The sequence below is a fragment of the Candidatus Peregrinibacteria bacterium genome, from assembly GCA_016699145.1.
Classification (GTDB): domain Bacteria; phylum Patescibacteriota; class Gracilibacteria; order UBA1369; family 2-02-FULL-48-14.
On sequence record CP064962.1, the window covers coordinates 922,648 to 946,580 of the forward strand.

The window sequence follows — 23,933 nt, forward strand, 5'->3', positions numbered from 1 at the left end:
GAAAAGCACAACCCTAACAATGAACACCACTACTTATAAAATCAAAGGCATGCACTGCGCTTCTTGCGCGGGGATTATTCAAAGAACGTTTAAGAAAACGGAAGGAGTGAGTGCAGCAGAGGTCAATTACGGAACGGAAACTGCAAAGGTCACCTTTGATGAGCACAAAGTGCACGCGGCCGACCTTTCAAAAAAGATTGAACCGCTTGGCTACACCCTCGTGCTTGAGGAAGACCACTCCAAACACACAGGCATGGGCCAAACCAAGATAGAAAAGCTCAAAGAACTTTCAGAGCTCAGAACCTTGGTTCTCTCCGCCCTTCCTTTGGCTGCCTTCAGTATTGTAGCCATGACATGGGACATCCTGGTTCAATTTGAAGTGCTGGCCCCCATGTCCGAAACCTTGAGCGAATTCTTCCACCACCTTCTCCCTCTCATGGCGACCTACGTGCTCTTTGTGGTGGGCAAACCCTACTTGCTTGGTTTTTATCGCTTCCTCCGATACGGCAAAGCAAACATGGACACGCTCATCGGAATTGGAACCGTGGCTGCCTACTTGTACAGCTTTGTCGTCACTGCTTTTGAGGCACCGCTTTCTGCGTACATCAACACGGAGCACAGCTACTACGATGTGACCATCGTGGTCATAACCTTCATTACACTGGGCAAGTATTTAGAATCGCGATCGAAACTCAAAACAGGGGACGCCATTGAAAAACTCCTCAATCTGCAGGCTAAAACCGCTCTCGTGCTCCGCGATGGTAAAGAAGTGGAGCTTCCGATTGATCAGGTCGTGAAAGGAGATCTGATCGTTGTGAAACCAGCAGGTAAAATCCCCGTGGATGGAGAACTCACGGAAGGCTCTTCTTACATCGATGAATCCATGGTCACGGGAGAACCCATGCCAGTGCATAAAACCGTAGGCGACAAGGTAGTGGGAGGAACCATGAACACGAGTGGGGCCTTCACTTTCAAGGCAAGCAAAGTGGGATCCGAAACCATGCTGGCTCACATCATCAAGATGGTGGAAGAAGCCCAAGGCAGCAAAGCGCCCATTCAAGCTTTAGCCGATAAAATCTCGAGCGTTTTCGTTCCCGTCGTCTTGGTCTTCGCTTTTGTTGCATTGGCGGTGTGGCTGAGTGTTGGGACTTTATATCTAGGCTTTTCACAAGCCCTCTCCTACGGACTCGTTTCCTTCGTGAGTATTCTGGTGATCGCTTGCCCCTGTGCTCTTGGCCTGGCGACTCCCACTGCGATCATTGTTGGAGTGGGTAAAGGAGCGAAAGAAGGGATCCTCATCAAAGACGCAGCGACGCTCGAAAAACTTCACAAGGTGACCACCGTGGTCGTGGATAAAACGGGAACAATCACCAAAGGAAAACCCGAGCTCATTTCGATCATCAAGCTGTCCGATAAAACAGACGACGAACTGCTTTCCATCCTTGCTTCCCTCGAAAAGAAGTCCGAACACCCCATTGCTCACGCCATCTTAAATGCGGCGACTGAGAAAAAACTTTCACTCCATACGGTCACAGACTTTGAAGGGATAAAAGGGAAAGGACTCAAGGGAACGATTGGGGCGACCACTTATTATGTGGGCAATGAAAAACTGATCCATGACCTCAAACTCAAAATGGATTCCAGCTTGATTGAAAAGGAAACGGCACAAGGCAAAACTCCAATCATTCTCGCTACAGAGAAGGAAGTGCTCGCCATTGCCCTGGTTGCAGATGCGATTAAACCAGAGGCCAAAGCAGCCATCGCTCAGCTCCATAAAATGGGACTTAAGGTCGTGATGCTGACGGGTGACAATACGAACACGGCAAAATTCATCGCAAGTGAAGCAGGCATAGATGAAGTGGTAGCCGAAGTACTGCCAGAAGATAAACTCAAAAAAATCAAAGCACTTCAGGCCGAAGGTAAAATTGTTGCCATGGCGGGAGACGGCGTGAACGATGCCCCTGCTCTGGCTCAGGCAGACGTAGGAATCGCAATGGCAACAGGCACCGACGTTGCCATTGAATCCGCAGGAATCACCCTACTCCACGGCGACATCTCCAAGCTGGTCAAAGCCATCTCCCTCTCAAAGATGACGATGCGCGGCATTAAACAAAATCTATTCTGGGCCTTCTTTTACAACATTGTCGGCATCCCTCTAGCAGCAGGTGCCTTCTACCCACTATTTGGATGGCTGCTCAGTCCCGTTTTTGCAGGACTCGCCATGGCCTTCTCAAGCGTGTCGGTGGTGGGAAATTCCCTAAGGCTAAAAACAAAGAAACTATGATAGATAGTCCATGATGTCTGAAATTTCAGCAATCGCACTCAATCCGAAGCCGCTTATCTAGAAGATACAAAGACACTAGAAGTAAAACAAGGCTCAGCACTTTGAACAGTGCGCTGTACAGTGCAAAGACACTCAGACCAATCCCTAGCCCCAGAAAAGTGAGGCTAGGGAACACGCAAAGGGTACAAAAGGCACTGAGAAAGGCGAGCACGGCAGAAAGACTGAAGGCAGAGCCGCTGAGGAGCTTTCCTTTACTCTTCCTCCTATACGAAAGGACAGAACCGCACAGGAACACACTCACAAGCAGACTTAAAACAGCTCCATAAATCAAATTGATAGGAGTCAAATTCCCTCCTTCCATACACGCTAGGCCGCTCGGGTCAGTACCTGGAAGCCTGTTTAGGAAGTAAGCATAAACTCCAAACAACACGGCCCAGAAAAAGAGTGTTGCTAAAACAGCTGAAGGTCTTTTGTAAAGAGAAAGAAGGCCTCTCATACTTATTTAAGTTTAAGTTCAGCTTCGATTAAAGCCTTAAGTTCATCGTAAGTGGGGATGCCATCGAGTTGCTGTCCATTGAAGAAAATGGTGGGCGTGCTGTCCACTCCCAACGCTTTTCCATCCACCTGGTCTCTCAAAATCTTGTCTTCATACTTCGTGCTGTTGATGACCGCACTGAAGGCTTCAAGGTCGAGACCCAGTTCTTCCGCATAAGAAAGGAAGAGTTCGGTTTGAGGAGTGGTTTTCTCTCCCCATTCAAGTTGATTCTCAAACAGTAAGTCGTGCATCTCCCAGAACTTGCCCTGCTCCCCTGCCGCTTCCGCAGACTTGGCTGCTAGCACCGAGTTGTTATGGAAGGGAAAGTTGCGAAACACAAAGTTCACCTGGCCTTCGTAATCCTCTAAAATCTGCTTCAAAATAGGATGAGCCATTCTGCAAGCTTCGCATTCTAAATCCGCAAACTCAACGATGGTGATTTGGTCATCGGCAGCGACAATCTTTTGACTGTCTTCACGAACGAGCAAACTGGCATCTGCAGGTGGCGTATCTACGACGGGCTCGCCTGCATTATGAGATGTGCTGCTGAAGTAAAGAACTCCCAAAACGATAAGACCTACAGCAGTTAAGGTGCCTACAATGAATTTTGAATCTTCAGACATAGTTACTTTTGGTTAGACTTACGAAATAAAAGAAGGGAGACCGTGATGACGGTGAAAGCAGTAAGAGACATGAAAGGAATGGTGATGAAGCCGAACCATTCAAAGAACTTGGTGGTACAGGATATTCCCGCTCGGCAAGGAGCTAAACTCTCTGGAATGATCTCCCAGTAGAGAAGGTTGTGATACACGGCTATACCAAAACCTATCAGGGATAAAGGCAAGGCGTAGAGGTAAACTTTAACGTCTCTAGTGAGGATTCCCACGGCCAGAATGAACACCAGCGGGTACATGGCAATGCGTTGATACCAACACAGCACACAAGGTGGCAGGTCCATGACTTCACTGAAGTAGAGGCTGCCTAGGGTGGCTACAAGTGACTGAATCCAGCTTAGATAGATGATGTACTTGGATTGAAAAGAGGTTTTCATCACAAAAACTAGTTAAGGAGTAAAACTTTGTAAGACCCTAGGCCCTCAATCTCACTTTTCAGCGCATCCCAGTCCAGACTTTCCTCATGCTCAAGCACCGTTTCTCCCGTTGCAAAATTCACTTCGCACGAAGTTACCTCAGGTATGTCTTTGCAGACGTCCTCAATCAGCAGTTTACAAGCCTTGCAGTGGGTTCCTTGAATGGTGAAGGTGGTTTTCATAATGAATAGGTTAAAGGGGTGTGGAGGGCACGACGTTCACAGTGGCAGTGAACATTCCCATCGAACAAGTGATGAGGAAGTCACTTTGAGGATTCTCAATAGGACCGAGTTCATTTTCGCCAGGGCTTAGAGTGGTCGATAAATTGAACTCTGGCACGGTGAGTGCGCTGATGCAGCCTCCAACGGTTTCATTCATGGTCGCTTTGATGAGCGTTGGCTTCCCCGCTTCAATGGTGAAAGAAGAAGGAGAATACCCATAGTTGGTCACTTCTAGGTTGATGACCTGCATGCCGTCCTCCTCCGTGACACTAAGCGAGCCAGATGTGTCAGACCCTTCCACAGCAGGTCCACTGAAGAATCCATCCACATCCACGCCCGTGAGGATGAGTCCACTCTTAAAGTTGAGCAGAGCCAGCAAAAGCACCAAAGAACCCGAGAAACGAAGAAAGAGACGAGCAAGTCGCCCCTCAGCCGTGGCTGAAATGATGCTTATTCCTAGTAGAGCTGGCAAAGTTCCTAAAGCAAAGACGAACATCATGAGCGCGCCTTCCATAAAACCACCCGAAGCCAAGGCAGCGAGTTGCAAGGATTGAGTGAATCCACAGGGCAAAAAGAACGTGAGCGCCCCTAAAGCAAACGGCGCAAAGGGATGTTCATGTTCAGAGAGATTCGCAATCCAATGCGAAACGGCTTTTGGGGGCTTAATTAGAAAACTGCCCTTGGGGATGATTTTTAGAATAGAAAGGGCCAAGTAAAACATCACGAGAGCGATCACAATGTTCATGAAGCCCGTCATGCGGGTGCTGAGAGCAATGGACTGGCCCAAAATGCCCACCACACCTCCTAAAAAGAAGTAAGAAATTAGGCGACCAAGATTGAATGAAAGAAGAGGTTTAAATTTCTGCCAACGAGACTCAGCTTGATGCACTTGGTTATGCTTTGCAGCCATGCTCAGGAGCAGCCCGCCCGTCACCGCCAAGCAACTGGAAGTCCCAGCCACGAGGCCAATCACAAAGACTCCAGCTAAAGTTGTTGCCCCTTCCACCGAGGGAGCGAGTGAAAAAATATCAAAACCTTTCAAAACTTGGTAAAGGGCAAAAATTAGCAATAGCGAGGCCCCGATCTCAACCCACTTTTGATCGTTGGTTTCTAGTTTTTTCACAGACTCTTTTGTCAAAGAGTATCCAGCTTCCTGAATGGCAGCTTCAATTACTTCTGGAGCGGGTGGATTCTCAGCATCCACTTTAAGAACCGTAAAACCAGTGCGGTGATTGGAATGCACTTTAAGCACGCCAGGAATTTTCTTGAGTTTTCGTTCAACCATGAGTTCGCAGCTCCCGCAGGTCATGCCCTGAACGGTCAGCCTAATCGAGTTGTCGTTATTTTCCATAATAAATAAAGAATTAAGAATACGAGCTTCTCAATTCTTTTCTATATTCGAAGAACCGTGGTCTTTGTCGAAGAGAACGGAGGAAATTTCGGTGGAGAGTGAAACCTTAGGGTATCAAAAGATTGAGACGAAAGGCTGATGGTGGCGTGCGCTACCTGTGCCGAGAGTTCGGGCGAAAGAGGGCTTGAGAGAGTCAAAACCTCCTCGCCTTCATTCACATGGTTCAAGCAATGAGTTTCTGAGCAGTCTTCTTGCGCCACTTCAGCTGTTTCGTGATGCATCAAACTCATACCGATCTGCATGGGGCAAATAGTATGGAGCGAGAGCAAACCGAGAAGGAGAAAGCCAAAGATTTTCACCGCTTCAGTCTAAGGTAAACTGGCTTTCATGTAAACAATCCTCAGTCTTCAACAAACAGGAAAAACTCGACTCTCTATCCCCTAGGTCTTAGGGTCATAGGTTCAAATGATGCACTTCTAAAAAAGTGAGGAGGAAGACTTGAGCGTGCGTAGTCTTTTTTCGTTGGGTCTCGTAGGCCCCGACGGCAAGAAACACTTGAGACGGTACAAAAAGGAATTATTTGTAATGGGAGTCTCAATTGACTTATAATACCCCCTATGGGTATTATGGGTACATATGAGAAAAGACATCAAGCTCAAAGCCATTCGTCGTCTAAAAATCATTGAAGGTCAAATTCGTGGTCTTCAAAAAATGGTTGAGGATGAGAGCTACTGCGTAAATATAATCACTCAATCCAGCGCAGTTAAAGAAGCACTCTCTGGCATTGAAGATTTGGTCTTAGAGAACCACCTCTCCACTCACGTTATCGAGCAAATGAAAAATGGAAAAGAAGATCAAGCCGTTGAAGAAATACTGAAGGTTTACAAGCTTGCTCAAAAGAAAAAATAATACGATCTAAACTCTAGGTATGAAATCACTAAAGACGAAAATCTTGTGGATGCTGATTGTGGGATTGAGCCTACTCCAGTTCTCCTTTGCCCTACTAATGAGCAACCAAGGGCATGAAAATACCTGCGCATTTAGTGAGCACTGCATCCTTGAGTCAGCAGTAAATCAAAGTGAAGCAGTCCTCCCACTACTACTCACCTTAGCTGTTCCAGTATTTTTTGTTTTTCTTTCTCACTCTGAAAATAAATCTTCCTTAAATTTTGTACCGCTGCGTCCAGATACAAACCTTCTCCGGCGTACCTTAAAAGGAGTCATACAGAGAGAGTGACAGGCGATTGAGTCGATTTAGCCTATAACTCACTGATATGAAAAAAATACTTTCACTCCTACTTGGCACGGCACTCATTTTAAGTGCTTGCCAAAGTCAAAATACAGATACGGTGCAAAAAGAAAGTTCACTTGATAAAAAGGTCTATGTTGCCGTAGAAAACGACAATGAAGTTGCCGTTTTCGATCCCACCTCAGGCATTATTTTAAAGAGAGTAGACCTTCCGGGCATGCCCCATAACGTTCAAGTTTCGCCATCTGGGGAAACGGTTTGGGTGACAGTGAATGCAATGGGTGAAGAGGAAGGTGAAAAAGAGGAAATGCATTCAAGTGGAAGCGATCTTGCAGAAGAAGACCAATTGGTTGTTATCTCTACAGAAACCGACGAAATCATGCAGCGAGTGACTTTGGGAACCGACTTGCACCTCGCCCACGTTGTTCTCAGCCCAGACAGCCAATGGGTCTATGCTACGGCACAAGAAGGAAATGAAATCTTCATAGTAAACGCAAAAACATACACACTTGAAAAAACAATAGAGCTTCCAGAAGGAGCTGAGCCTCATGGTTTGCGATTGAGTACCGATGGAAGTCTGGCCTATGTGGCCCTCATGGGAGCAAAAGGAATGGGCATCTTAAATCTCGCAACGGAAGACCTTGAAGTCGTTAACTTCAATGATGCAGTGGTGCAAACGGGGGTCACTCTCGATGGGAAGTGGACATTTGCCTCTCTTTATTCCACCAAACAGTTAGGCCTTTACAACATAGAAACAAAAACGGTCAGCAAAGTGTCACTTCCAGAAGCCAAGGGACCAGTACAGGTTTATGCGACTCCCGATTCTCGTTATGTCTATGTTGCCGATCAAGGCTTTTACTTCGACCAGCCCACAAACGATAAAGTTTATAAGGTCGATCTAGAATCTCAAGAAGTTGTGGCAACCATCACGGCTGGAGAAGGGCCTCATGGTGTGGCCATTTCCAAAGATGGTTCGCAGGTCTACATCACCAATATTGTGAGTGGGGATCTCTCCATCATTGATACAAAAACGGATCAGGTAATCAGAACAATCGAAATAGGAGACGCTCCCAATGGAGTGAGTGTTTGGGAGCGAGAAACAAGTGAACCATCGGTTTCTCTGACTGAGGTGAATAGCATCTCTCACTCACATGGAATAGCCGTGGCGATTGATGATCCAAGCAAACTTTATATTGCGACTCACGAAGGGCTACTGGTTTTGAAAAATGATAAGGATTTGTATCGTATTGGAAGCACGACACACGACTTGATGGGCTTCACCGTTGACGGCAAAAATCCGATGACTTTCTACGCCAGTGGACACCCTTCGTTTGGTGGTAATAGTGGCTTTCAAAAGACAACGGATGGCGGTGAAACATGGAATAAAGTATCGGATGGGATTGATGGACCTGTTGATTTTCACGCCATGACGGTGAGTCCAGTAAACCCAGATATTGTTTACGGTTACTTCCATTCGAAAATTCAAAAAAGCATCGATGGTGGTACAACTTGGTCATTGCTCCCAAGCCAGCCAGAAAGCATCTTCAGTCTAGTGGCAGATAGGGTGGATGAAAAAACACTCTACGCAAATACAAAACAAGGCATTTGGGTGAGCAAAGACGGCGGTGAAAGCTGGGCATCACTTTCAGACGATTTAGCCTCCAGCGCAGTTTTAACTTTGGGTCAAAATCCTCAGGATACAAACGAAATGCTTAGTTTCTCTGATGCTCTTGGCCTGGCTTCGAGCAGTGACAGCGGAAAAACTTGGACCTCTGTTTCAGGAGCACCGGATGCCATTCTCTACTTCATGACTTATTCATCCACTGACCCTAAGTTTGTTTACGCTATAGACGGGAACAGCGAAATCTATAAGAGTGAGGACGGAGGAATGAATTGGCAAAAAATCTACTAACCCAATCTACACAATGAAAAAACCCTCACTTCTCCTAACGTTTTTTATTCTCACATTTTTGACAGCCTGCCAAAGTACGAGTCAAGACTCAACAATGGAAGAAACTTCCGAAGCACCTTTGGCCTCAAGTACTCAAATCGTAGAGCTGAAGGATGGGGACACCTACGATCTTGAATCCTCATTTGTTGAGAAAGAACTCAATGGCTCACTCTACAAAATGTTGGCTTATAACGGTTCTATTCCCGGCCCCACGCTCAAGGTGAAACAAGGTTCTACTATCACGATCAACTTCACAAACAACACAGACATTGAAACCACTCTCCATTCGCACGGAGTACGTTTAGACAACGCTTTCGATGGAGTCCCGGACGTGACCCAAGAGGCAATCCAGCCAGGAGAAACGTTCACATACTCAGTTCGCTTCGATGATTCAGGTGTATTTTGGTACCATCCTCATTTAAGAGAAGACTACGCCCAAGACATGGGACTCTATGGCAATTACATCATCGTTGCCGATGAAGAAGACTGGTCCCCAGTGAATAGAGAAGAAACCTTGATGGTCGATGACATCCTTATGCAAGGAAACGAACTGGCCTCCTATTCCTTTAATGAAGTCACTCACACCCTCATGGGTCGCTTTGGAAACACCATGCTGGTGAACGGCAGCACGGATTACGGACTGACGGCAAAGAAAGGTGAAGTCATACGCTTTTACATCACAAACACGGCCAACACTCGAGTTTTCAATCTTAGCATTCCCGGCGCACAAATGAAATTGGTTGGAGCAGACAATGGACTCTATGAACACGACGAATGGGCAGACGAGGTTTTGCTTGGGCCATCCGAGCGCGCAATTGTTGAGGTGATGTTTTCAGAATCAGGTGACTTCTCCTTAGTCCACAAAACACCAGATAGAACTTATACCTTGGCAGATTTCCAAGTCTCCGACGAAGAGATATCTGAATCTTACGCCACTGACTTCAATACTCTTAAAACACACCAGAGCACCATCGCCAGTATCGACCCCTATCGCTCTAGTTTCGAGAGCGATATAGATAAGTTTCTATCCATTGACCTAGATATGAAGGGCATGGGAGGTTCTCACTCCATGCACGGTGGAATGATGATGGATGATTCAGAGATGGGGATGATGAATGATGGAGAACCGATTGAATGGGAAGACACCATGAGCATGATGAATAGCACTTCAAACACAGACACATTGGAGTGGCAGCTCTTAGACGAAGACACGGAAAAAACGAACATGGACATCGACGACTGGAACTTCAAAGAGGGCGACTTGGTGAAAATTCAAGTAGCCAATCCCGACGACACCACCCATCCAATGCAGCATCCGATCCATATACACGGTCAACGCTTCCTGATCTTGTCCGTAGACGGAGTGAAGTCAGATAACTTAGTTTGGAAAGACACCGTTCTTATTCCAGCCGGATCCACGGTTGAACTCTTGGTTGAGATGTCCAACCCTGGTGACTGGATGATTCACTGCCATATTCCAGAGCATCTTGAAAGCGGCATGATGATGCCTTTCAAAGTTTCTTCCCTCTAAATTTTCAGCATAGGTATGATAATCACTGCCCTACTCTACATTCTGCTTATATTCCTAGGCTTAGTCGTAAGCCAAGAAATATTTCATCGTTATCCAAGGTTCACCTTGGCATTTTTCGGAGTCGCTTCGATTATCCTTTTCCCTTGTTGGATATTATTAATAGGGGTCTCCGATTGGTTCCTTTGGGCCAAGGTGTTCTCTGTTGTGACCGGAATCATTCTACTTTCTCTATTAAGAACTACAAAGCTAGGAAACACCAAACTATGCCAATGGTCTATTTATTTCTTTCTGGTTTTCAACATTCTTGAGGCAGTTATTAGAGATTTTGAGACAGGGAATCTCGCGAATTATTTGAATGCCACGGCTGGTATTTTGTTGATTGTGACTTTGGCTAAAATAAATACGATCCATATCGATACCAAAGGAAAGTATAAGGATTTGTACTGGAGTGATATGACCTTGGCATGGATCATCGGCTACACTCTATGGAATTGGGTTTTCATTTATCTGAATCTTGGGGAGGGCGCCATTCCGCAGCTCGCCGTACTTGGATCCGCTTTGGTTATTGGACTCCTCAATAAAGAGAGGTGGCTTCAGGCAAGAGTTTTTACGCTTGGAACCTATTTTATTGTGTTCCACACGTACCCGCACCTCAATCCATTCCCCCCTCTATATGGGTATGACAACCCGGCTGGATTTTTACTGTCTTTGATCTCAGTTGGATTTATGGCAGTTTACACAGTTTTCTTCATACGACGTTCTACCCTAACAAAAAAATCAAATGTTTAATCAAGAATTCAAAACGAAAGTTGTACACCGGCAAACCAGTGGGTTAAACGTGACTCATTTATCAGATCAATAACAACTAAATATATGGAAAATTCATCCTGTTGCAGTCCAAAAAATTCATCTCCAGTGAAAGACGTCGTTTGTGGCATGGAGCTCACTCCCACAGAAGACACACTCCAAGTCGCTCACAAAGGGTGCATCTACTATTTTTGTAGTACGGCTTGCAATGATCAATTCGTCACTGATCCAGAAAAATACCTCAGTACGGCGGCTAATTAATCATTTAACCTTAAATATATGAAGTTCTCAAAATTACTACATATTGCCAGTATTTTAGTAGGCTTCGCCGGAGTCATCACCTTCTTAGCTGCCATGTTTGGAGGGGCGGACAACCTGGTGTTTGGCGTCACAAAGGCTGACGCTTTGGCCTGTACAGCGATTCTTATTCTCATCGCAATCTGGGCACAAATTGCCACCATTCATCACATGATGCTCGAGAAGAAAGGTGAACTTATTTAATCGCTAACTCAATAAGCATATGGAATTCTCAAAAAGAACATGGGGAATCATTCTGGTCATCGGCATCGTTGGACTTATATTTCTTTTAAAGTCACATACGTCACATATCTTGTCAGTCCTGCCGTATCTGATCTTACTCGCCTGCCCATTGATGCACCTTTTCGGACACGGAGGGCATGGTGGACATAAAAATTAGTATTTATGACTCAATTTGCTCTTAAAATCAGGGCTGTTCTATGGGGAGGTCTAGGGGCCTCCCTGCTTCTCATCCTTTTCTTTTCAGTTGTCAGCTTAATTTCGGGATGGGATTTTGCTCAAAATCAGTTTGCCCAGTTTTGGATCTACATCCTTCCACTAGCACTCGGTTTTGGACTGCAAGTAGGACTGTACGCTTATCTGAAAATGAGTATCGCTCATCATTGTCCTACTGGAACAGGGAAAGCATTGGCTGTTTCGGGAACGAGTTCCACACTTGCCATGATCTCCTGTTGCGCCCATTACCTGGCCAATATCATCCCGATTTTAGGAGTATCCGGTTTCTTAACCGTAATCCCTGAGTATCAAAAGGAACTTTTCCTCGTCGGACTTGCCTTCAATGTTTTCGGTTTGGTCTACATCACGAAGCAAATTCTAAATTTTAAAAAACAAGCATGAAAAAATCTTCAATGCTAAGCTTAGGATTTATTGCCATTTCCATTTTGGCGGTGCTGGTTTTCTACTGGCTGACAATCAAAAATGAAGACCAACAAGATACAAATACCCTGACGAGTGATGAAGGAGGAGTCACAGTAACCGTTACGCCGATCACCCCATTGAATCCCGGCGGCTGGCAGTTTGAAATTGAGCTGAACACGCACTCCGGTGAACTACCGGAAGATCTAAAGAGTCACGCAGAGCTGCTAACCGACGCTGGGCAAACCCTTTCGGCTTTTTCTTGGGAAGTGTCCAGCGAGCAATCTCATCATCAGGAAGGAATCTTAAGTTTTAGCAGGACAGAGATTGAACCCGCCTCTATTGAGCTTATTTTGAAAGGCGTTGGAGGCGTTGAAGAGCGCAGTTTTAAATGGGATTTAAGCAATTAATTCCCATGTACGACGGCTTCATCCTGATCTTCATTGCATTGGGCTTGCTAAATATAAAAAGTATGGTATATTGAGCTTAATATGGGCGGAAGATTAAACACTGCAATCGGGATAGGAGCCGTATTAGGTCTAGCTTACCTCGCTTTCCCTCATGCCTTAAAAGAGGCCGAAAAAGTAGAAGGGGTGGCCGTTGAGGCGACACCACCTCGAATTCTGAAAGAAGATGACCACTTTCCTCAACTTCGCCGTTCCATCGCAGAAGAAGCCTCCGACTGCGTGAATGGAATAGACTACAACTCACTCGATTATAGAAGTTCTACTCATACTTGGGCCTGCGAGCCAAATGACGACAATCCTTTTGAAATGCATTGCACTGGCGAACATGTTTCAATGCCAGGAATAGAATCCGACACAAAGAAGCCAGAATTAACCTTCACTTTGGATGCAGACGAAACCTGTTCTGCTCTTCTGAAGAGATTCGAAACGGAAGCCTACTATGCAATCGCAGATGCAAGGAATGATCCAGATGAAGAAAGGACTAAAGAAGAAACCCGCAAGAGACTCAGAGCGAAGCTATCCACACTGTTGGACGGTGGAGCTGACTGCCAAATCGGTAAAGTCACTAAAAAAAGTGAAGGTGGAACTTTTGAATACACGGCCCTCAAATGTATGGATGGTGGTGAAGAGCTTTCTGATCAACCTGAGAATGGAATCCTTAGTGCTTTTATAGCCACCGACGCTGACAAGCTTGAACTAATAGGCTCCCCAGACACAGTTGAAAGCTGGAGTTATCACCCTTTGACATGGGAAGAGGCCTGCAGACAGTGGAACGACGATCTGATCCAAGCAATTTACAGAAAAGGATGGGTCACTGAAGCCAAAGAGGGATTGATCAAGGAGTACCTTGAAAATTGTCAATGATCCAACTGGCGGTCACCCGCGCTTGCTTTGATTTAAATTTAGGACTTGTTAGGCTTTGTCGTATCTTATTTCACCAGGCAGGCCTATGATTAACGCATTCAAATGACACAAACGATATGACCACCACAAGTTGGCTGTCCATTCTACCTCCAGTCATAACCATTGTTTTAGCGATGTGGTCAAAGAAAGTTTTGCCATCCCTCCTATTGGGTTTATTGATAGGCGCTTACTTGCTGAATCCAACGCCGATAGGAGGCCTTGAAACAGCCTTAGAAAACATCGTGAAAATCCTGTCCGATCCCATGAACTTGCAGGTCTTGCTGTTTCTTTACCTGTTCAACGGTTTGATCACGCTCATTAAAAACTCTGGCGGGATGGATGCGTTCTCCCGCTGGCTAGGCAAATATGTGAAGAGTGACCGTGGAGTCCTTTACACTTTGTGGGCACTCATTCCTGTTACTTTTATTGACTGTGATTTCAGAATCGTTGGATCGGGTTCCATCATGCGTTCTCTGGCTGAGAAAAATAAAATTGGGAAGGAGCGACTGGCCTTCATGATCAACAACACGGCAAGTCCAGTGGTAGAACTGATTCCTATCGCCACGACTTTTGTGGGATTCAACATCGCCAACATCAGCCAGGCATTGGAAGCAGCTGGAGTACTCGAAAAACAATCCGCCTACAGCGTTTTGCTCCACGCGATTCCTTTTGAGTTCTACAGCATTGTGGTTTTACTCATCACATTCAGTACCATTTTTTTTCAATGGAAGAAACCTTCCGCAGAAAAAGAAATGCACCACACCCAGGAGGATCACGAAGGAAAGGATATGTCCATGGGCGCTGAAAAGCCACAAATAAAACCACGCATCTTCAACCTGATAGTTCCGATGTTAACAGTGGTCTCCCTCAGTTTTATTTTCTTCTGGAATTTCGCCACAGACCCGAACATGGCCATGTTACTGGCTTTGTCGATTTCAATAGTTGTCACAGGCATACTTTACGTCTTCCAAAAGTACCCTTTAAAGAAAATGACCGAAGATATGATCTCGGGAGGAAACGAACTGATGAGGATATTGATTATCCTCGTAATCGCATGGGCTTTGGGTGACGTTTCGCAGGAATTAGGTTTGAGTGATTTTATTCAGCAGCTTTTGGGGAATCAGCTACCCATATGGAGTATTCCTGTATCACTTTTTCTCATCTCTTCACTTGTGACTTATTTTATTGGGGAGGGTTGGGCCACAGCTTCACTAATTATGCCTTTTGCAATTTTTATTGCTGTATCCAGTGGCGTCTCAATTCCAATTTGTGTAGCAGCAGTCATAACTGGTGGAACCTTTGGAGACACCACTTCACCAGTAGCCGGAATGACCAATATGGCATCTGGTGTCACCGGCGCTGATCATATGAAGTATCTAAAATACGCTAACCCATACAACTTCGCTTCAGCAGGCATCGCCGCAGGTTTGTTTTTAATAGCAGGATTTTTGTATCATCAATAATTGGGACAATTCGATTAAGAATGAAGCTCTAATCAAACTGAATAGTTCTTTCCTCCAGACTAGTACTAAAGCGACCATTTTCGTGTTTGACCAAGGTGGATCTCGGCTTTAAGCCTAGGATCAGGTTTTCCTTTATGAGAAAAACAAAACAGTAAGCATCGTCATCTTGAGATGTGATGACCCTGGCTTTCAACTTGCCTTGTCGGATGAGCTTCCGCGCAGTTTGATGTTTAATCTTGAAGTAATGATCCAGTTCCCACATGGAGTACCACGAGTCTTTGTCCTGACAGATTTTCCCAGGCACTACCCGCTTCTCCACAGCACGCTGGCAGACCAAGCACTTGATTCCATATTTATCGTACCAAGTCTCTTCATCACTAACGTATTTGCCACATATAAAACAAGTGTATGGACCGCCATTGATATGGAAGCCTTTAGGCTCATCTTTCAGCCTCAGTTTTCTCGCACGTTCTACCTGAGCCCCTTTGAGCAGAACTTCAAAAAGGCCTAAAAGCCTACTGGCGGATTCATAAGCCTCAGCATGAGAGATCTCTTTCCCATACTTTTTCTTATAAATCTCCTGAAATTCACGAACAGCTTCATCAGATAGTTTCATAGAGGTTAAAAGTTAATCAAATAAATTTAACCTTAAAATAGCAAGAACGGCTCTCTCATAAGCAATACTGCATTCTTCCTCGTCATCGCAAAAAGTAATCCTCAAATTGAACCTGTTCTTGCCCTTGTTTTTAGTGTGTTTGGTCATAGGCGTGAACAGAATAGAGTTAATTCTATTTCGTTTTAGGAACTGCTCTCTCCCTGTAATGCTCTAAAAAGGAATTGATGCGGCACATATATTCGTTCGCCTTATGAATCATAAGAATATAAGCATCAGCGACACCTTCATCTGAGAAATTTTCAAAGATACGCAATTTGCAGCCTCCTTTGGTTAGGCCAAAACGGAACATGTCTCCTTTCGGATCGTAAGTGCTGAAGCTCGCTAGCAACTGTATGAAAGCCTTGTAATGGATTTCCGTATGTCTTCCGTTAACAGATTCAAAGCCATCAATTTTGGGAGAAACATCCAACAGTTGTTCATACAATTTTTTAAGATCATGTGTCCTTTCTATATCTTGAAAAATAGGTGTTTCAAAACCACAGAAATTGACGTTAAAATGTATCGATTTCAGCATCAGCTCTAAACCTAGTCTTATCATGGATAAAGTAGGAGCTTGATGGAATGGATTATTATCTCTTCCTGGGAAAAATGATATTTCGAAGGGGCTAATGGGCATAGATAGTTCGACGTCAGCTGTATTTTTTTCGAGCTCCAATAACCTAATAGCAGCGACGAAGTAACTCTGTGCCATTTTATGAAACTGAAAACCTTTTTCACCAACTTCCATGTGCTATATTTTAGCACGACTAATCCAAAAGTATGATCGATAAAAAACAAGTCGACGAGTGGAAACAGCTCGTACTCACCAATCCCAAACGACTACAGGAAGAGGAAGATGTGATCAGTAAATACGGCCAGATCTTTCACCCATCCAACCTTGACCGCCTCACAAAGGAAGATTTCAAATCGTTCCTTGTAATCAAAAACAATCGGCATTGGGATGGAATCCATCGTCAGGGCAACATGATCACAGAAAATATGCCGAGGCTCATTGGGGCGTTGAAGATCCTCTTGGACGAAACACGGTCTCTTAAAGAGCGTTTGGACGACCTATTCCCGCCCAAAGGGCCTTCAATGATCAAAGGCTTAGGCAGGGCCATAGTAACGCCCATTCTGCTTGTAGTTCATCCCGAAAGATACGGCGTATTCAATACGAAGAGTGAAGCAGGTTTGGAGGCAGCTGGGCTACTCCCAAATTTGAAAGGAAAAAGTTTTGCGGAACGATACATTGCTGTAAATGAAGTCTTGAGGCAGTTCGCCAAAGAGCACGAGCTTACTCTCTGGCAAACAGATGAGATTGTAGGCTGGCTCTCACTTGGTAATAAACCAATTGGCAGTGAGGAAGATGAGGATTCGGAAGAAGTAGAAGCCATACTTCAGAAAGAAGGTGTAACAGACGTGGCTGAATTCGGACTCGAAAAGTTCTTGGAGGAATTCCTCGTGTACAACTGGGATAAAACCCCTCTGGGTGCAACCCACTCAATTTTTGAAGAGGATGGCGATCTAATCGGCCAGCAATACGACACCAAGATCGTAGGGCGCATTGATATTCTCGCCAAAAGCAAAGATGGGAATGAGTGGTTGGTTATTGAATTAAAACGAGGCAGATCCAGCGACGAAGTAGTTGGACAAGTGCTCAGGTACATCGGCTTCGTAACGGAACATTTAGCTAGTGAAGGTGAAACGGTGAAAGGCCTCATCATTTTAGGTTCCCATGATGACCGCATCCGCTATGCACTCAAGACACTCCCAAACGTTTCATTGCAAACTTACGAGGTGAATTTCAAGTTGAATAACATGGAATGAGTACTCCACAACTTATGACAAACTCCTGAGGCGGGTCTTTACCTGAGGTGCTCCAAAATCTGCAATGTACGGAAAAAAACATTGCCATGATCACTTGTACTGATACGCGCTAGCTTCCTCATGGCTGTTATTTTTTCTGTATAGATTCCATTGATCACCAGCTCCAATGATTGGATTTGTTTCAATTCACTTGTAATGGCTCCATTAGGAACTCTAGGAGACCAGAACATGAACCGCTTATTTTTGAAATGTGACAGGAACTCTTCAGCATACTCTTTTTGTCTTTGATGCTTGTCCTGGATTTTTTTTACAGTCCCTGCATTTCCATTACCATAATCCACGCCATTCAGATGAGTCGTGACCTCACAAATAAAAACGGTATTCGTCTTGAAATTCATTCCGATTACATCTAGTTCGCCAAGACCCTTGATGCCACCGCCAGTAGGCCTCACGTTGTAGTCGATGACATCACATTCTTCAACGAGTTTTAGGTAGGCTCCAACAATGTATTCTCCGATGTCAGTTTTCATCGTGTGAGTTAATAGGGTTTTTCTTCATACGAAATACGTCCGATAAGTTTCCCACGAATTTGGCAGTTTTCTACTGCAATGGACTCAAAGTCAGCATTTTCTGGTTTCAACATAATGGATTGTGGCTTCTTGTAGACCCGCTTCAGGGTAGCACGCTCTTCAGTAGGGTCATCACCTAAAATAACCACTCCAATATCTCCATCATCCACATCGTTTTGCTTCCGAATGACTAGGATATCTTTATCGCTAATGCCAGCATTGATCATACTAAAACCTTCTGCATAAAGACCGTAAAAAGGCCCTGCTCCTTTCAACATGCCTTTCGGCACACTGATGACCTCCGAAGCCTCTTCAAACACCTCAATAGGTTCTCCACAGGCAATTTTGCCAAGGATTGGTATGCCTTGGGTATGACCAAAAATCTCAACACCACGCCCTTCTGATTTAGAGGATGATTTTAAGTACCCCTTTTTCTCTAGGTTTTTGACGTGATTATAAACAACGCTTGGAGACACATCCAAACCTCTACCCGCCTCTTCATAAGTTGGAGGACGTTGGTTCGCTTGAATGAATGTCTCATAATAATGAAACACCTTTTGTTGGCTTGATGTCAGACTTTCGAGCATGGCGTGGAGTAACTTCATCTACATGATACCACTCCTGATAGCGCCAAGTCTACGCATTTTCGTAATAAGTTCTTGTGTATTCTCTTTTTATTCGCTATAGTTGTTCCGTTTCTTAATTTTACAGATATGGCAACAAATCCTCCAAAAGGTGACGGCAGGCGACAAGGAGCTGTCCGTGATCGCAAGCAAGTTTATAATCCCAAGACTGACGTTTGGACCAAAATGGGGGACAACGGAAAATTCATGGATGGCAAAAAGTCATCAGGACCCTTCAAAGGCGTCACTAAAATCAATAAACCTTAACCACAATTATCATGGCAGACTTACAGGTAACATGCATCATAAAGCCCAATATTGATAGCACTCACGAACACATCACCCACCTTGGTGGGTACGGCTGGCTTGCGACAAGGGAAAAGGTCATTCAAAACATCGAAAGTAAGACGGATACGTTTTATGTTTTAGATCCCATCAATCGTCGTCGATCCGATGTTGGAGTTGTGCGCGAGCTTGGACACAATCCTTATTTGCGGACTTATGCGGATGGGTATTACAATAACAACCTCCTTTCTTTAGATCAGTGTCCAACACGCTAAGGACTGATCGGGCTCATGGGTCTACCCGTTCACAAATGTAGATATGCAAAATTTCAACAATATGGTCACAGCTTCAGGGATACAAATGGATTACGCTGGAACGAATAACGTGAGCAATTTTATCGAGAGACTAAACGACGTGGCCGACATCCTCAAGGAGTTAGAAGAAGCACTATTGAAACCAGTAAGAGTAATTCACGGATGGATCAAGGATGACACATTTGATTTAGAATTGGAAACAGTCCAAATCATGCGCTCAAAACCTGGAGAACTAGCCATTGTTTTTAAGCATGATTGTGTAGTTGTTTGTGGCAAGAAAATTTATCCAAAAATGAATTCCGTTCACGTTTTAGTGATACGAGCATTGATTGAAACACAGGATGAGTTTGGAATTTGTACGGAGCGACAGATAGAGAATCTTCTTCGGGATCAGGGTCTGCCACCACGTGAAGGAGAAAAAATGAAAGATAGAATCCGTTTAGGGATCAGAGCGGCTAAAAGATTTTTGAATTTAGAAGATAGTCAAATCGGCCTGAATGGGGTGTTTGCAAAGAGAATACGAAACAGGGGTTATCTTGTAGATAATACGGTGAGGACATAATTCAAAAACGGGAGAAGTGTGTTTGAAAACGGGAGATTCTCCCGTTTTTTTGTTCATAGCAAAATGGGGACGATTTTTTAACCCCATTCAAATGGACAATCCAAAATCAGTTCTCGTTCCAATTAAAAATCTTAACCCTTCTCCCTACAATCCTAGAAAAATAAACCCAGAAGCATTTGAACAGATCAAAGAAAGCATAAAACGCTTTGGGCTCTTAGGACCTATTATCGTCAATAATGCTCCGAACCGGAAGAATATTGTAATCGGAGGGCATCAGAGAATGAGGGCAGCTATTGAATTAGGATTCGATCAAATCCCAGTGCTTTACGTCAACATTCCTGATGAAGACAGAGAGCGCGAATTGAATATCAGGTTGAACAAAAATACTGGAGAATGGAACTTTGACCTTCTTCGTGAATTTGATCTAGACCTTCTCACGGATGTCGGGTTTTCTCCTGAAGATTTACAGAATCTCTGGGATGACGTATTCGAAACAGAGGATGACGACTTTGACATCGAGGAAGAACTGAAAACAATCAAAGAAGTTTTTGTTAAGGAAGGAGACTTCTATCAACTGGGCCAGCACGTGCTGGCATGTGGAGATAGCACTGACCCAAACACTGTAAAGAAGCTCGTAGGTGATAAAAAGGTACACCTGATATCAGGCGATCCTCCTTACAACATCGGCCTTTCCTACGACAAAGGGATAGGTGGGACTAAATCAAAATACGGAGGAACCAAAGTCAACGACAACAAATCAGATGAAGCTTATAGAGCGTTCCTCAAGAAAACTTTAGAGAACGCACTCACCGTTTCGCAGTCAGATACACATATTTTTTACTGGTGCGACGAAAGGTATATCTGGATATTACAAACTCTCTATGCAGAGCTGGGCGTAAAGAGTCAGCGAGTGTGTTTTTGGATTAAAAACTCGGCCATGGTCACGCCACAAATTGCCTTCAATAAAACCATTGAACCAGTGATTTATGGGACGCGTGGAAAACCATTCTTATCCAGCTACCACACATCTTTCACTGAGATCATGAACAAAGAGGTAGGCACGGGTAATCGTGCGCATGATGACGTGCTCGACTTGTTGGACATTTGGCTTGAAAAGCGGCTTCCGTCGGCAAGCTATTCCCATCCCACGGAAAAGAGCCCAACCATCTATGAACGCATGCTCAGACGTTGTACCAAGCCAGGAGATTACGTCCTAGAACTCTTCGGTGGAAGCGGATCCATTATGGCAGCATGCCAGCAAATGAACCGCCGTTGCCTCCTCATAGAACTAGATCCTTTATTCGCATCTTTAATTATTCGACGTTATGAAAAACTCACCAACCAAAAAGCCCTCAAGCTCAATTGAGCGAGGGAGCTTAATACAACTCGGAAATCATCTCCTCTACTGCGGGAGTGCCACAAACAAAGAAGATGTGGAGACCCTCATGCAGGGGCAGAAAATAGACCTCATTGCGACAGATCCGCCCTATGCAATAGCCGTTGTCGAAAGCAAAGACGAACTGTCCAGTCGGCACATCCCTATCGCCAACGACCAGCTCCAGTCGCACGAGCAGTATGTGGAGTTCACACGGCAGTGGCTCAAAGGGTGTAAAGGCCACCTAGCCGATAAGAATGCTTTCTATGTATTCAACTGCGACCGCATGATCCACGCTCTTTTGGACGGACTCAAAGGCGAGCAGTTTTCATTCAAACAGTTACTTGTGTGGCTCAAAACGTCCGCAAACATCGGGAGGCTCGATTACCTTCCCCAGACAGAGCTGATCGCGTACGGGTGGCATGGGACACACAAATTTTACAAGTCCAAGGATCGAAACATTCTGATCTATCCGAAGACAAAAAATAACAAGCTGCACCCCACTATGAAACCTGTGCCGCTTATGCGTCACTTGATTCTAAACTCATCCAAATTAGGAGGAGTTGTTTACGACCCATTCGCGGGTTCTGGCAGCACTCTTGTTGCTGCGGAACAGGCGAAACGCCGTTGCTTTGCAATGGAGCTTGAACCCAAGTACTGCCAAGTCATTGTAGATCGATACAAAAAACTCACAGGAATCGATCCTGTTCTCTTAACGCAATCCACATGACCACAGAGTCTAAGCAAGATGTTCGAAAAGAACAGCTTATAAGTCAGCTAGGAAAAATGCCAATCGTTCGTGCAGCTTGTGAAAAAATGGGCGTCAGCAGAGCCACCTACTACAGGTGGCTCAGAGATGATGACGAGTTCAGAGAGGCTGCTGAGAAGGCTCTGCAAGGTGGCAAGGATGAGGTGAATGACGTTGCAGAGGCTCAACTCATCAAGGCAATCCAGTCTGGAAACATGACAGGAATCATTTACTGGCTCAAAAATCATCACATCGATTACAACTCAAAGTTGGCACAAAGGCAGCTCATACAAAGAAAGAACGATGTGCTCAATAAAACAGAAACAGAAGTTCTACAAAAAGCCCTCAAACTTTTAAACACTAAAAATTCCTTTACCCCCTCTTCCAATGAATGACTTTCTTTTTGAGGCACTGAAAAGTGCAAAAGTCCGACCAGAACTTACTCGTCACTCAATCAAGGCCTACATGTCTGTCTACTTCCATGAACACATGGAGTATGATTTCGCGCCTTTTCACCAAAACTTCTTTGATGCTTGCGAGGAAACAAAGCTCAAGTACGTGATTGTAAGTGCCTTCCGTGAGTCAGCTAAAACGACGATATTCACGACTTGTTTTCCTCTGTGGTCGATCATGGGCACTCAGGGGCTTAAGTTTGTTTTGATTGTGGCAAAGACTAAAGACCAAGCCGAACGTTATTTGGAAAACATAAGGATTGAATTGGAAACGAATGAGCTTTTAAAACAAGATCTAGGGCCTTTCAAAATTGAAAAAAAATGGCGAAGGGCAAAGTTGGTCAAGCACGGACATTGATCTCACCTACTACGGTGCGAGGATAACCATCGTATCTCAGAATCAGGGCTACCGAGGAATCAAGTACGGACATCATCGCCCTGAACTCATAATCTGTGACGACCTTGAGGATGTGGATTCCGTACGCTCTCAAGAAATTCGTGACAAAATGTATCAAAAAATCCAAGCAGACCTAATGCCAGCTGGACACAACCAGCGAACGCGCTACTTCTTCGTCGGGAACCTCATCCATGATGAGTCCTATCTCCTCAGACTCAAGAGAAATTTGGTAGATAAGGGCAACGAGGGGATCTTCATAAAAGTTCCCCTGCAAGATAAAAACGGAAAATCAAGATGGCCTGAAAAATTCCCAGACAACAAGATGGAGCAACTCAGGTTAAAAGTTGGAGGGACTCTTATGTTCAACAGAGAGTACTTACTGATTTCTAGTTCTGAGTACGACATGATCGTTCACCCAAAGTGGATTCAAAGAGAAGACGATTTACCCTCTGGATCAGATTATCATTTAGAGGAAATGGTGATATCCATTGACCCCGCCTTCTCTCTAAAAGAAAGCGCAGACTTTACGGGAGTAGTGGCCGCCTATGTTTACATCGCTAAATCGAAGTACGAAACCCACTTTTTAGAAAAGTATTTGGAGCAAAGGCTCACAGTTCCCGACCTAATACAAAAAATTAAATGGTTTATCAATAAATACGATCAAAAACATAAAGTAATGGTTCGAATCATTGTTGAGTCCAATGGCGCACAGGAGCTACTGGCAAACAACATCGAATCGGCATTTTTTGAGTACGGCAATGTCTCTGTACAGAAAGAGAAGAACATATCCACAGATAAAGTGAGTCGTTTACAGGCTGCCACCTTTCCGATGGAGAGAGGGCACGTATTCTTCCCACGAAAATACAATTATCCAATACGTCAGCTACTCAACTTCCATGAGGGGCTGAAGCACGACGACCTACCAGACGCCATTTCCATGCTGATCAACGTCGTTCACCAATCTTACGGCTCATTCACTGGAGAAAGTAAAACAAAGAACTTACTCCGCTTCTGAAGCTAGCTATTCACCGTGGCTCTGGCATCTGTGTAGTGGGACTTAACCCTATACAGATGCGATTCCATTTCCAACAGAGGCCGAGT

At 44.7% G+C, this 23,933-nt stretch carries 30 protein-coding genes; 22 read left to right on the forward strand and 8 right to left on the reverse strand.

Features of this window, described 5'->3' with window-relative positions; translation table 11 throughout:
• Positions 1–19: 19 nt before the first annotated feature.
• Entirely contained in the window at positions 20–2,284 is a 2,265-nt protein-coding gene (cadA, locus tag IPG41_05235; protein QQR54566.1) for a cadmium-translocating P-type ATPase, read from the forward strand.
• 498 nt (positions 2,285–2,782) lie between these two features.
• On the opposite strand, the gene IPG41_05240 is transcribed toward cadA, so the two are convergent.
• Genes IPG41_05240 through IPG41_05255 form a run of 4 tightly spaced genes read right to left on the reverse strand, consistent with a single transcriptional unit; the run spans position 2,783 to position 5,481 of the window.
• Entirely contained in the window at positions 2,783–3,442 is a 660-nt protein-coding gene (locus tag IPG41_05240; GenBank protein QQR54567.1) for a DsbA family protein, read from the reverse strand.
• 2 nt (positions 3,443–3,444) lie between these two features.
• Positions 3,445–3,870 (reverse strand): disulfide bond formation protein B, encoded by a 426-nt coding sequence (locus IPG41_05245; GenBank protein ID QQR54568.1) that lies wholly within the window; start codon positions 3,868–3,870, stop codon positions 3,445–3,447.
• An 8-nt stretch (positions 3,871–3,878) separates the two neighbouring features.
• The gene (locus tag IPG41_05250; GenBank protein ID QQR54569.1) at positions 3,879–4,091 is read right to left on the reverse strand and encodes a heavy-metal-associated domain-containing protein; all 213 of its coding nucleotides are present in this window, start codon (positions 4,089–4,091) and stop codon (positions 3,879–3,881) included.
• A gap of 10 nt (positions 4,092–4,101) precedes the next feature.
• Positions 4,102–5,481 (reverse strand): sulfite exporter TauE/SafE family protein, encoded by a 1,380-nt coding sequence (locus IPG41_05255; protein QQR54570.1) that lies wholly within the window; start codon positions 5,479–5,481, stop codon positions 4,102–4,104.
• Between the two features lie 636 nt (positions 5,482–6,117).
• Between IPG41_05255 and IPG41_05260 the strand changes: the two genes are divergently transcribed.
• From IPG41_05260 to IPG41_05315, 12 genes are all read left to right on the forward strand, one after another.
• A complete protein-coding gene (locus IPG41_05260; protein ID QQR54571.1) occupies positions 6,118–6,390 on the forward strand; it encodes a metal-sensing transcriptional repressor in 273 nt (90 codons plus the stop codon).
• A 19-nt stretch (positions 6,391–6,409) separates the two neighbouring features.
• Positions 6,410–6,718, forward strand: a complete 309-nt coding sequence (locus IPG41_05265; protein QQR54572.1) for a hypothetical protein — start codon at positions 6,410–6,412, stop codon at positions 6,716–6,718.
• A gap of 37 nt (positions 6,719–6,755) precedes the next feature.
• Entirely contained in the window at positions 6,756–8,642 is a 1,887-nt protein-coding gene (locus tag IPG41_05270) for a hypothetical protein (protein QQR54573.1), read from the forward strand.
• 94 nt (positions 8,643–8,736) lie between these two features.
• Entirely contained in the window at positions 8,737–10,212 is a 1,476-nt protein-coding gene (locus IPG41_05275; GenBank protein QQR54574.1) for a multicopper oxidase family protein, read from the forward strand.
• Positions 10,213–10,227: 15 nt separating this feature from the next.
• Positions 10,228–11,001, forward strand: coding sequence for a hypothetical protein (locus IPG41_05280; protein ID QQR54575.1), 774 nt, complete (start codon positions 10,228–10,230; stop codon positions 10,999–11,001).
• A gap of 84 nt (positions 11,002–11,085) precedes the next feature.
• Positions 11,086–11,280 (forward strand): YHS domain-containing protein, encoded by a 195-nt coding sequence (locus tag IPG41_05285; protein QQR54576.1) that lies wholly within the window; start codon positions 11,086–11,088, stop codon positions 11,278–11,280.
• 18 nt (positions 11,281–11,298) lie between these two features.
• The gene (locus IPG41_05290; GenBank protein QQR54577.1) at positions 11,299–11,520 is read left to right on the forward strand and encodes a hypothetical protein; all 222 of its coding nucleotides are present in this window, start codon (positions 11,299–11,301) and stop codon (positions 11,518–11,520) included.
• A 19-nt stretch (positions 11,521–11,539) separates the two neighbouring features.
• The gene (locus tag IPG41_05295; GenBank protein QQR54578.1) at positions 11,540–11,716 is read left to right on the forward strand and encodes a DUF2933 domain-containing protein; all 177 of its coding nucleotides are present in this window, start codon (positions 11,540–11,542) and stop codon (positions 11,714–11,716) included.
• Positions 11,717–11,721: 5 nt separating this feature from the next.
• On the forward strand, positions 11,722–12,174 hold the full coding sequence (locus IPG41_05300; protein ID QQR54579.1) for a hypothetical protein: 453 nt from the start codon (positions 11,722–11,724) through the stop codon (positions 12,172–12,174).
• Positions 12,171–12,602, forward strand: a complete 432-nt coding sequence (locus IPG41_05305) for a hypothetical protein (GenBank protein ID QQR54580.1) — start codon at positions 12,171–12,173, stop codon at positions 12,600–12,602. Before IPG41_05300 ends, IPG41_05305 begins: the two co-directional genes overlap by 4 nt.
• Before the next feature lie 81 nt (positions 12,603–12,683).
• Positions 12,684–13,523 carry a hypothetical protein gene (locus tag IPG41_05310; protein QQR54581.1) on the forward strand — a complete coding sequence of 280 codons (840 nt, stop codon included), beginning with the start codon at positions 12,684–12,686 and terminating at the stop codon, positions 13,521–13,523.
• 116 nt (positions 13,524–13,639) lie between these two features.
• Entirely contained in the window at positions 13,640–15,025 is a 1,386-nt protein-coding gene (locus IPG41_05315; GenBank protein QQR54582.1) for a hypothetical protein, read from the forward strand.
• 28 nt (positions 15,026–15,053) lie between these two features.
• Here IPG41_05315 and IPG41_05320 read toward each other — a convergent pair whose 3' ends face one another.
• Positions 15,054–15,641 (reverse strand): hypothetical protein, encoded by a 588-nt coding sequence (locus tag IPG41_05320; GenBank protein QQR54583.1) that lies wholly within the window; start codon positions 15,639–15,641, stop codon positions 15,054–15,056.
• Positions 15,642–15,813: 172 nt separating this feature from the next.
• Positions 15,814–16,428, reverse strand: a complete 615-nt coding sequence (locus tag IPG41_05325) for a hypothetical protein (protein QQR54584.1) — start codon at positions 16,426–16,428, stop codon at positions 15,814–15,816.
• Between the two features lie 32 nt (positions 16,429–16,460).
• Between IPG41_05325 and IPG41_05330 the strand changes: the two genes are divergently transcribed.
• Positions 16,461–17,507 carry a DUF91 domain-containing protein gene (locus IPG41_05330; protein QQR54585.1) on the forward strand — a complete coding sequence of 349 codons (1,047 nt, stop codon included), beginning with the start codon at positions 16,461–16,463 and terminating at the stop codon, positions 17,505–17,507.
• Between the two features lie 38 nt (positions 17,508–17,545).
• On the opposite strand, the gene IPG41_05335 is transcribed toward IPG41_05330, so the two are convergent.
• Together IPG41_05335 and lexA are read right to left on the reverse strand one after the other, a co-directional pair.
• Positions 17,546–18,037 carry a hypothetical protein gene (locus IPG41_05335; GenBank protein QQR54586.1) on the reverse strand — a complete coding sequence of 164 codons (492 nt, stop codon included), beginning with the start codon at positions 18,035–18,037 and terminating at the stop codon, positions 17,546–17,548.
• An 8-nt stretch (positions 18,038–18,045) separates the two neighbouring features.
• Positions 18,046–18,663 (reverse strand): repressor LexA, encoded by a 618-nt coding sequence (gene lexA, locus IPG41_05340; GenBank protein ID QQR54587.1) that lies wholly within the window; start codon positions 18,661–18,663, stop codon positions 18,046–18,048.
• Positions 18,664–18,789: 126 nt separating this feature from the next.
• On the opposite strand from lexA, the gene IPG41_05345 reads away from it, so the two are divergent.
• The 8 genes from IPG41_05345 (at position 18,790) to IPG41_05380 (ending at position 23,847) form a co-directional block, all read left to right on the forward strand.
• A complete protein-coding gene (locus IPG41_05345) occupies positions 18,790–18,966 on the forward strand; it encodes a hypothetical protein (protein ID QQR54588.1) in 177 nt (58 codons plus the stop codon).
• 11 nt (positions 18,967–18,977) lie between these two features.
• Positions 18,978–19,259, forward strand: coding sequence for a DUF3892 domain-containing protein (locus tag IPG41_05350; protein ID QQR54589.1), 282 nt, complete (start codon positions 18,978–18,980; stop codon positions 19,257–19,259).
• A 43-nt stretch (positions 19,260–19,302) separates the two neighbouring features.
• Complete coding sequence (locus IPG41_05355) at positions 19,303–19,860, forward strand: hypothetical protein (GenBank protein QQR54590.1); 558 nt, start codon at positions 19,303–19,305, stop codon at positions 19,858–19,860.
• Between the two features lie 91 nt (positions 19,861–19,951).
• Complete coding sequence (locus tag IPG41_05360; protein ID QQR54591.1) at positions 19,952–21,226, forward strand: DNA modification methylase; 1,275 nt, start codon at positions 19,952–19,954, stop codon at positions 21,224–21,226.
• Positions 21,186–21,965: a site-specific DNA-methyltransferase gene (locus IPG41_05365; protein ID QQR54592.1), complete on the forward strand. Its 780-nt coding sequence runs from the start codon at positions 21,186–21,188 to the stop codon at positions 21,963–21,965. Before IPG41_05360 ends, IPG41_05365 begins: the two co-directional genes overlap by 41 nt.
• On the forward strand, positions 21,962–22,378 hold the full coding sequence (locus IPG41_05370) for a helix-turn-helix domain-containing protein (GenBank protein ID QQR54593.1): 417 nt from the start codon (positions 21,962–21,964) through the stop codon (positions 22,376–22,378). Before IPG41_05365 ends, IPG41_05370 begins: the two co-directional genes overlap by 4 nt.
• Positions 22,371–22,793 (forward strand): hypothetical protein, encoded by a 423-nt coding sequence (locus IPG41_05375; protein QQR54594.1) that lies wholly within the window; start codon positions 22,371–22,373, stop codon positions 22,791–22,793. The genes IPG41_05370 and IPG41_05375 overlap by 8 nt, the downstream gene beginning before the upstream one ends.
• Positions 22,747–23,847, forward strand: coding sequence for a hypothetical protein (locus tag IPG41_05380; GenBank protein ID QQR54595.1), 1,101 nt, complete (start codon positions 22,747–22,749; stop codon positions 23,845–23,847). The genes IPG41_05375 and IPG41_05380 overlap by 47 nt, the downstream gene beginning before the upstream one ends.
• Positions 23,848–23,933: the final 86 nt, after the last annotated feature.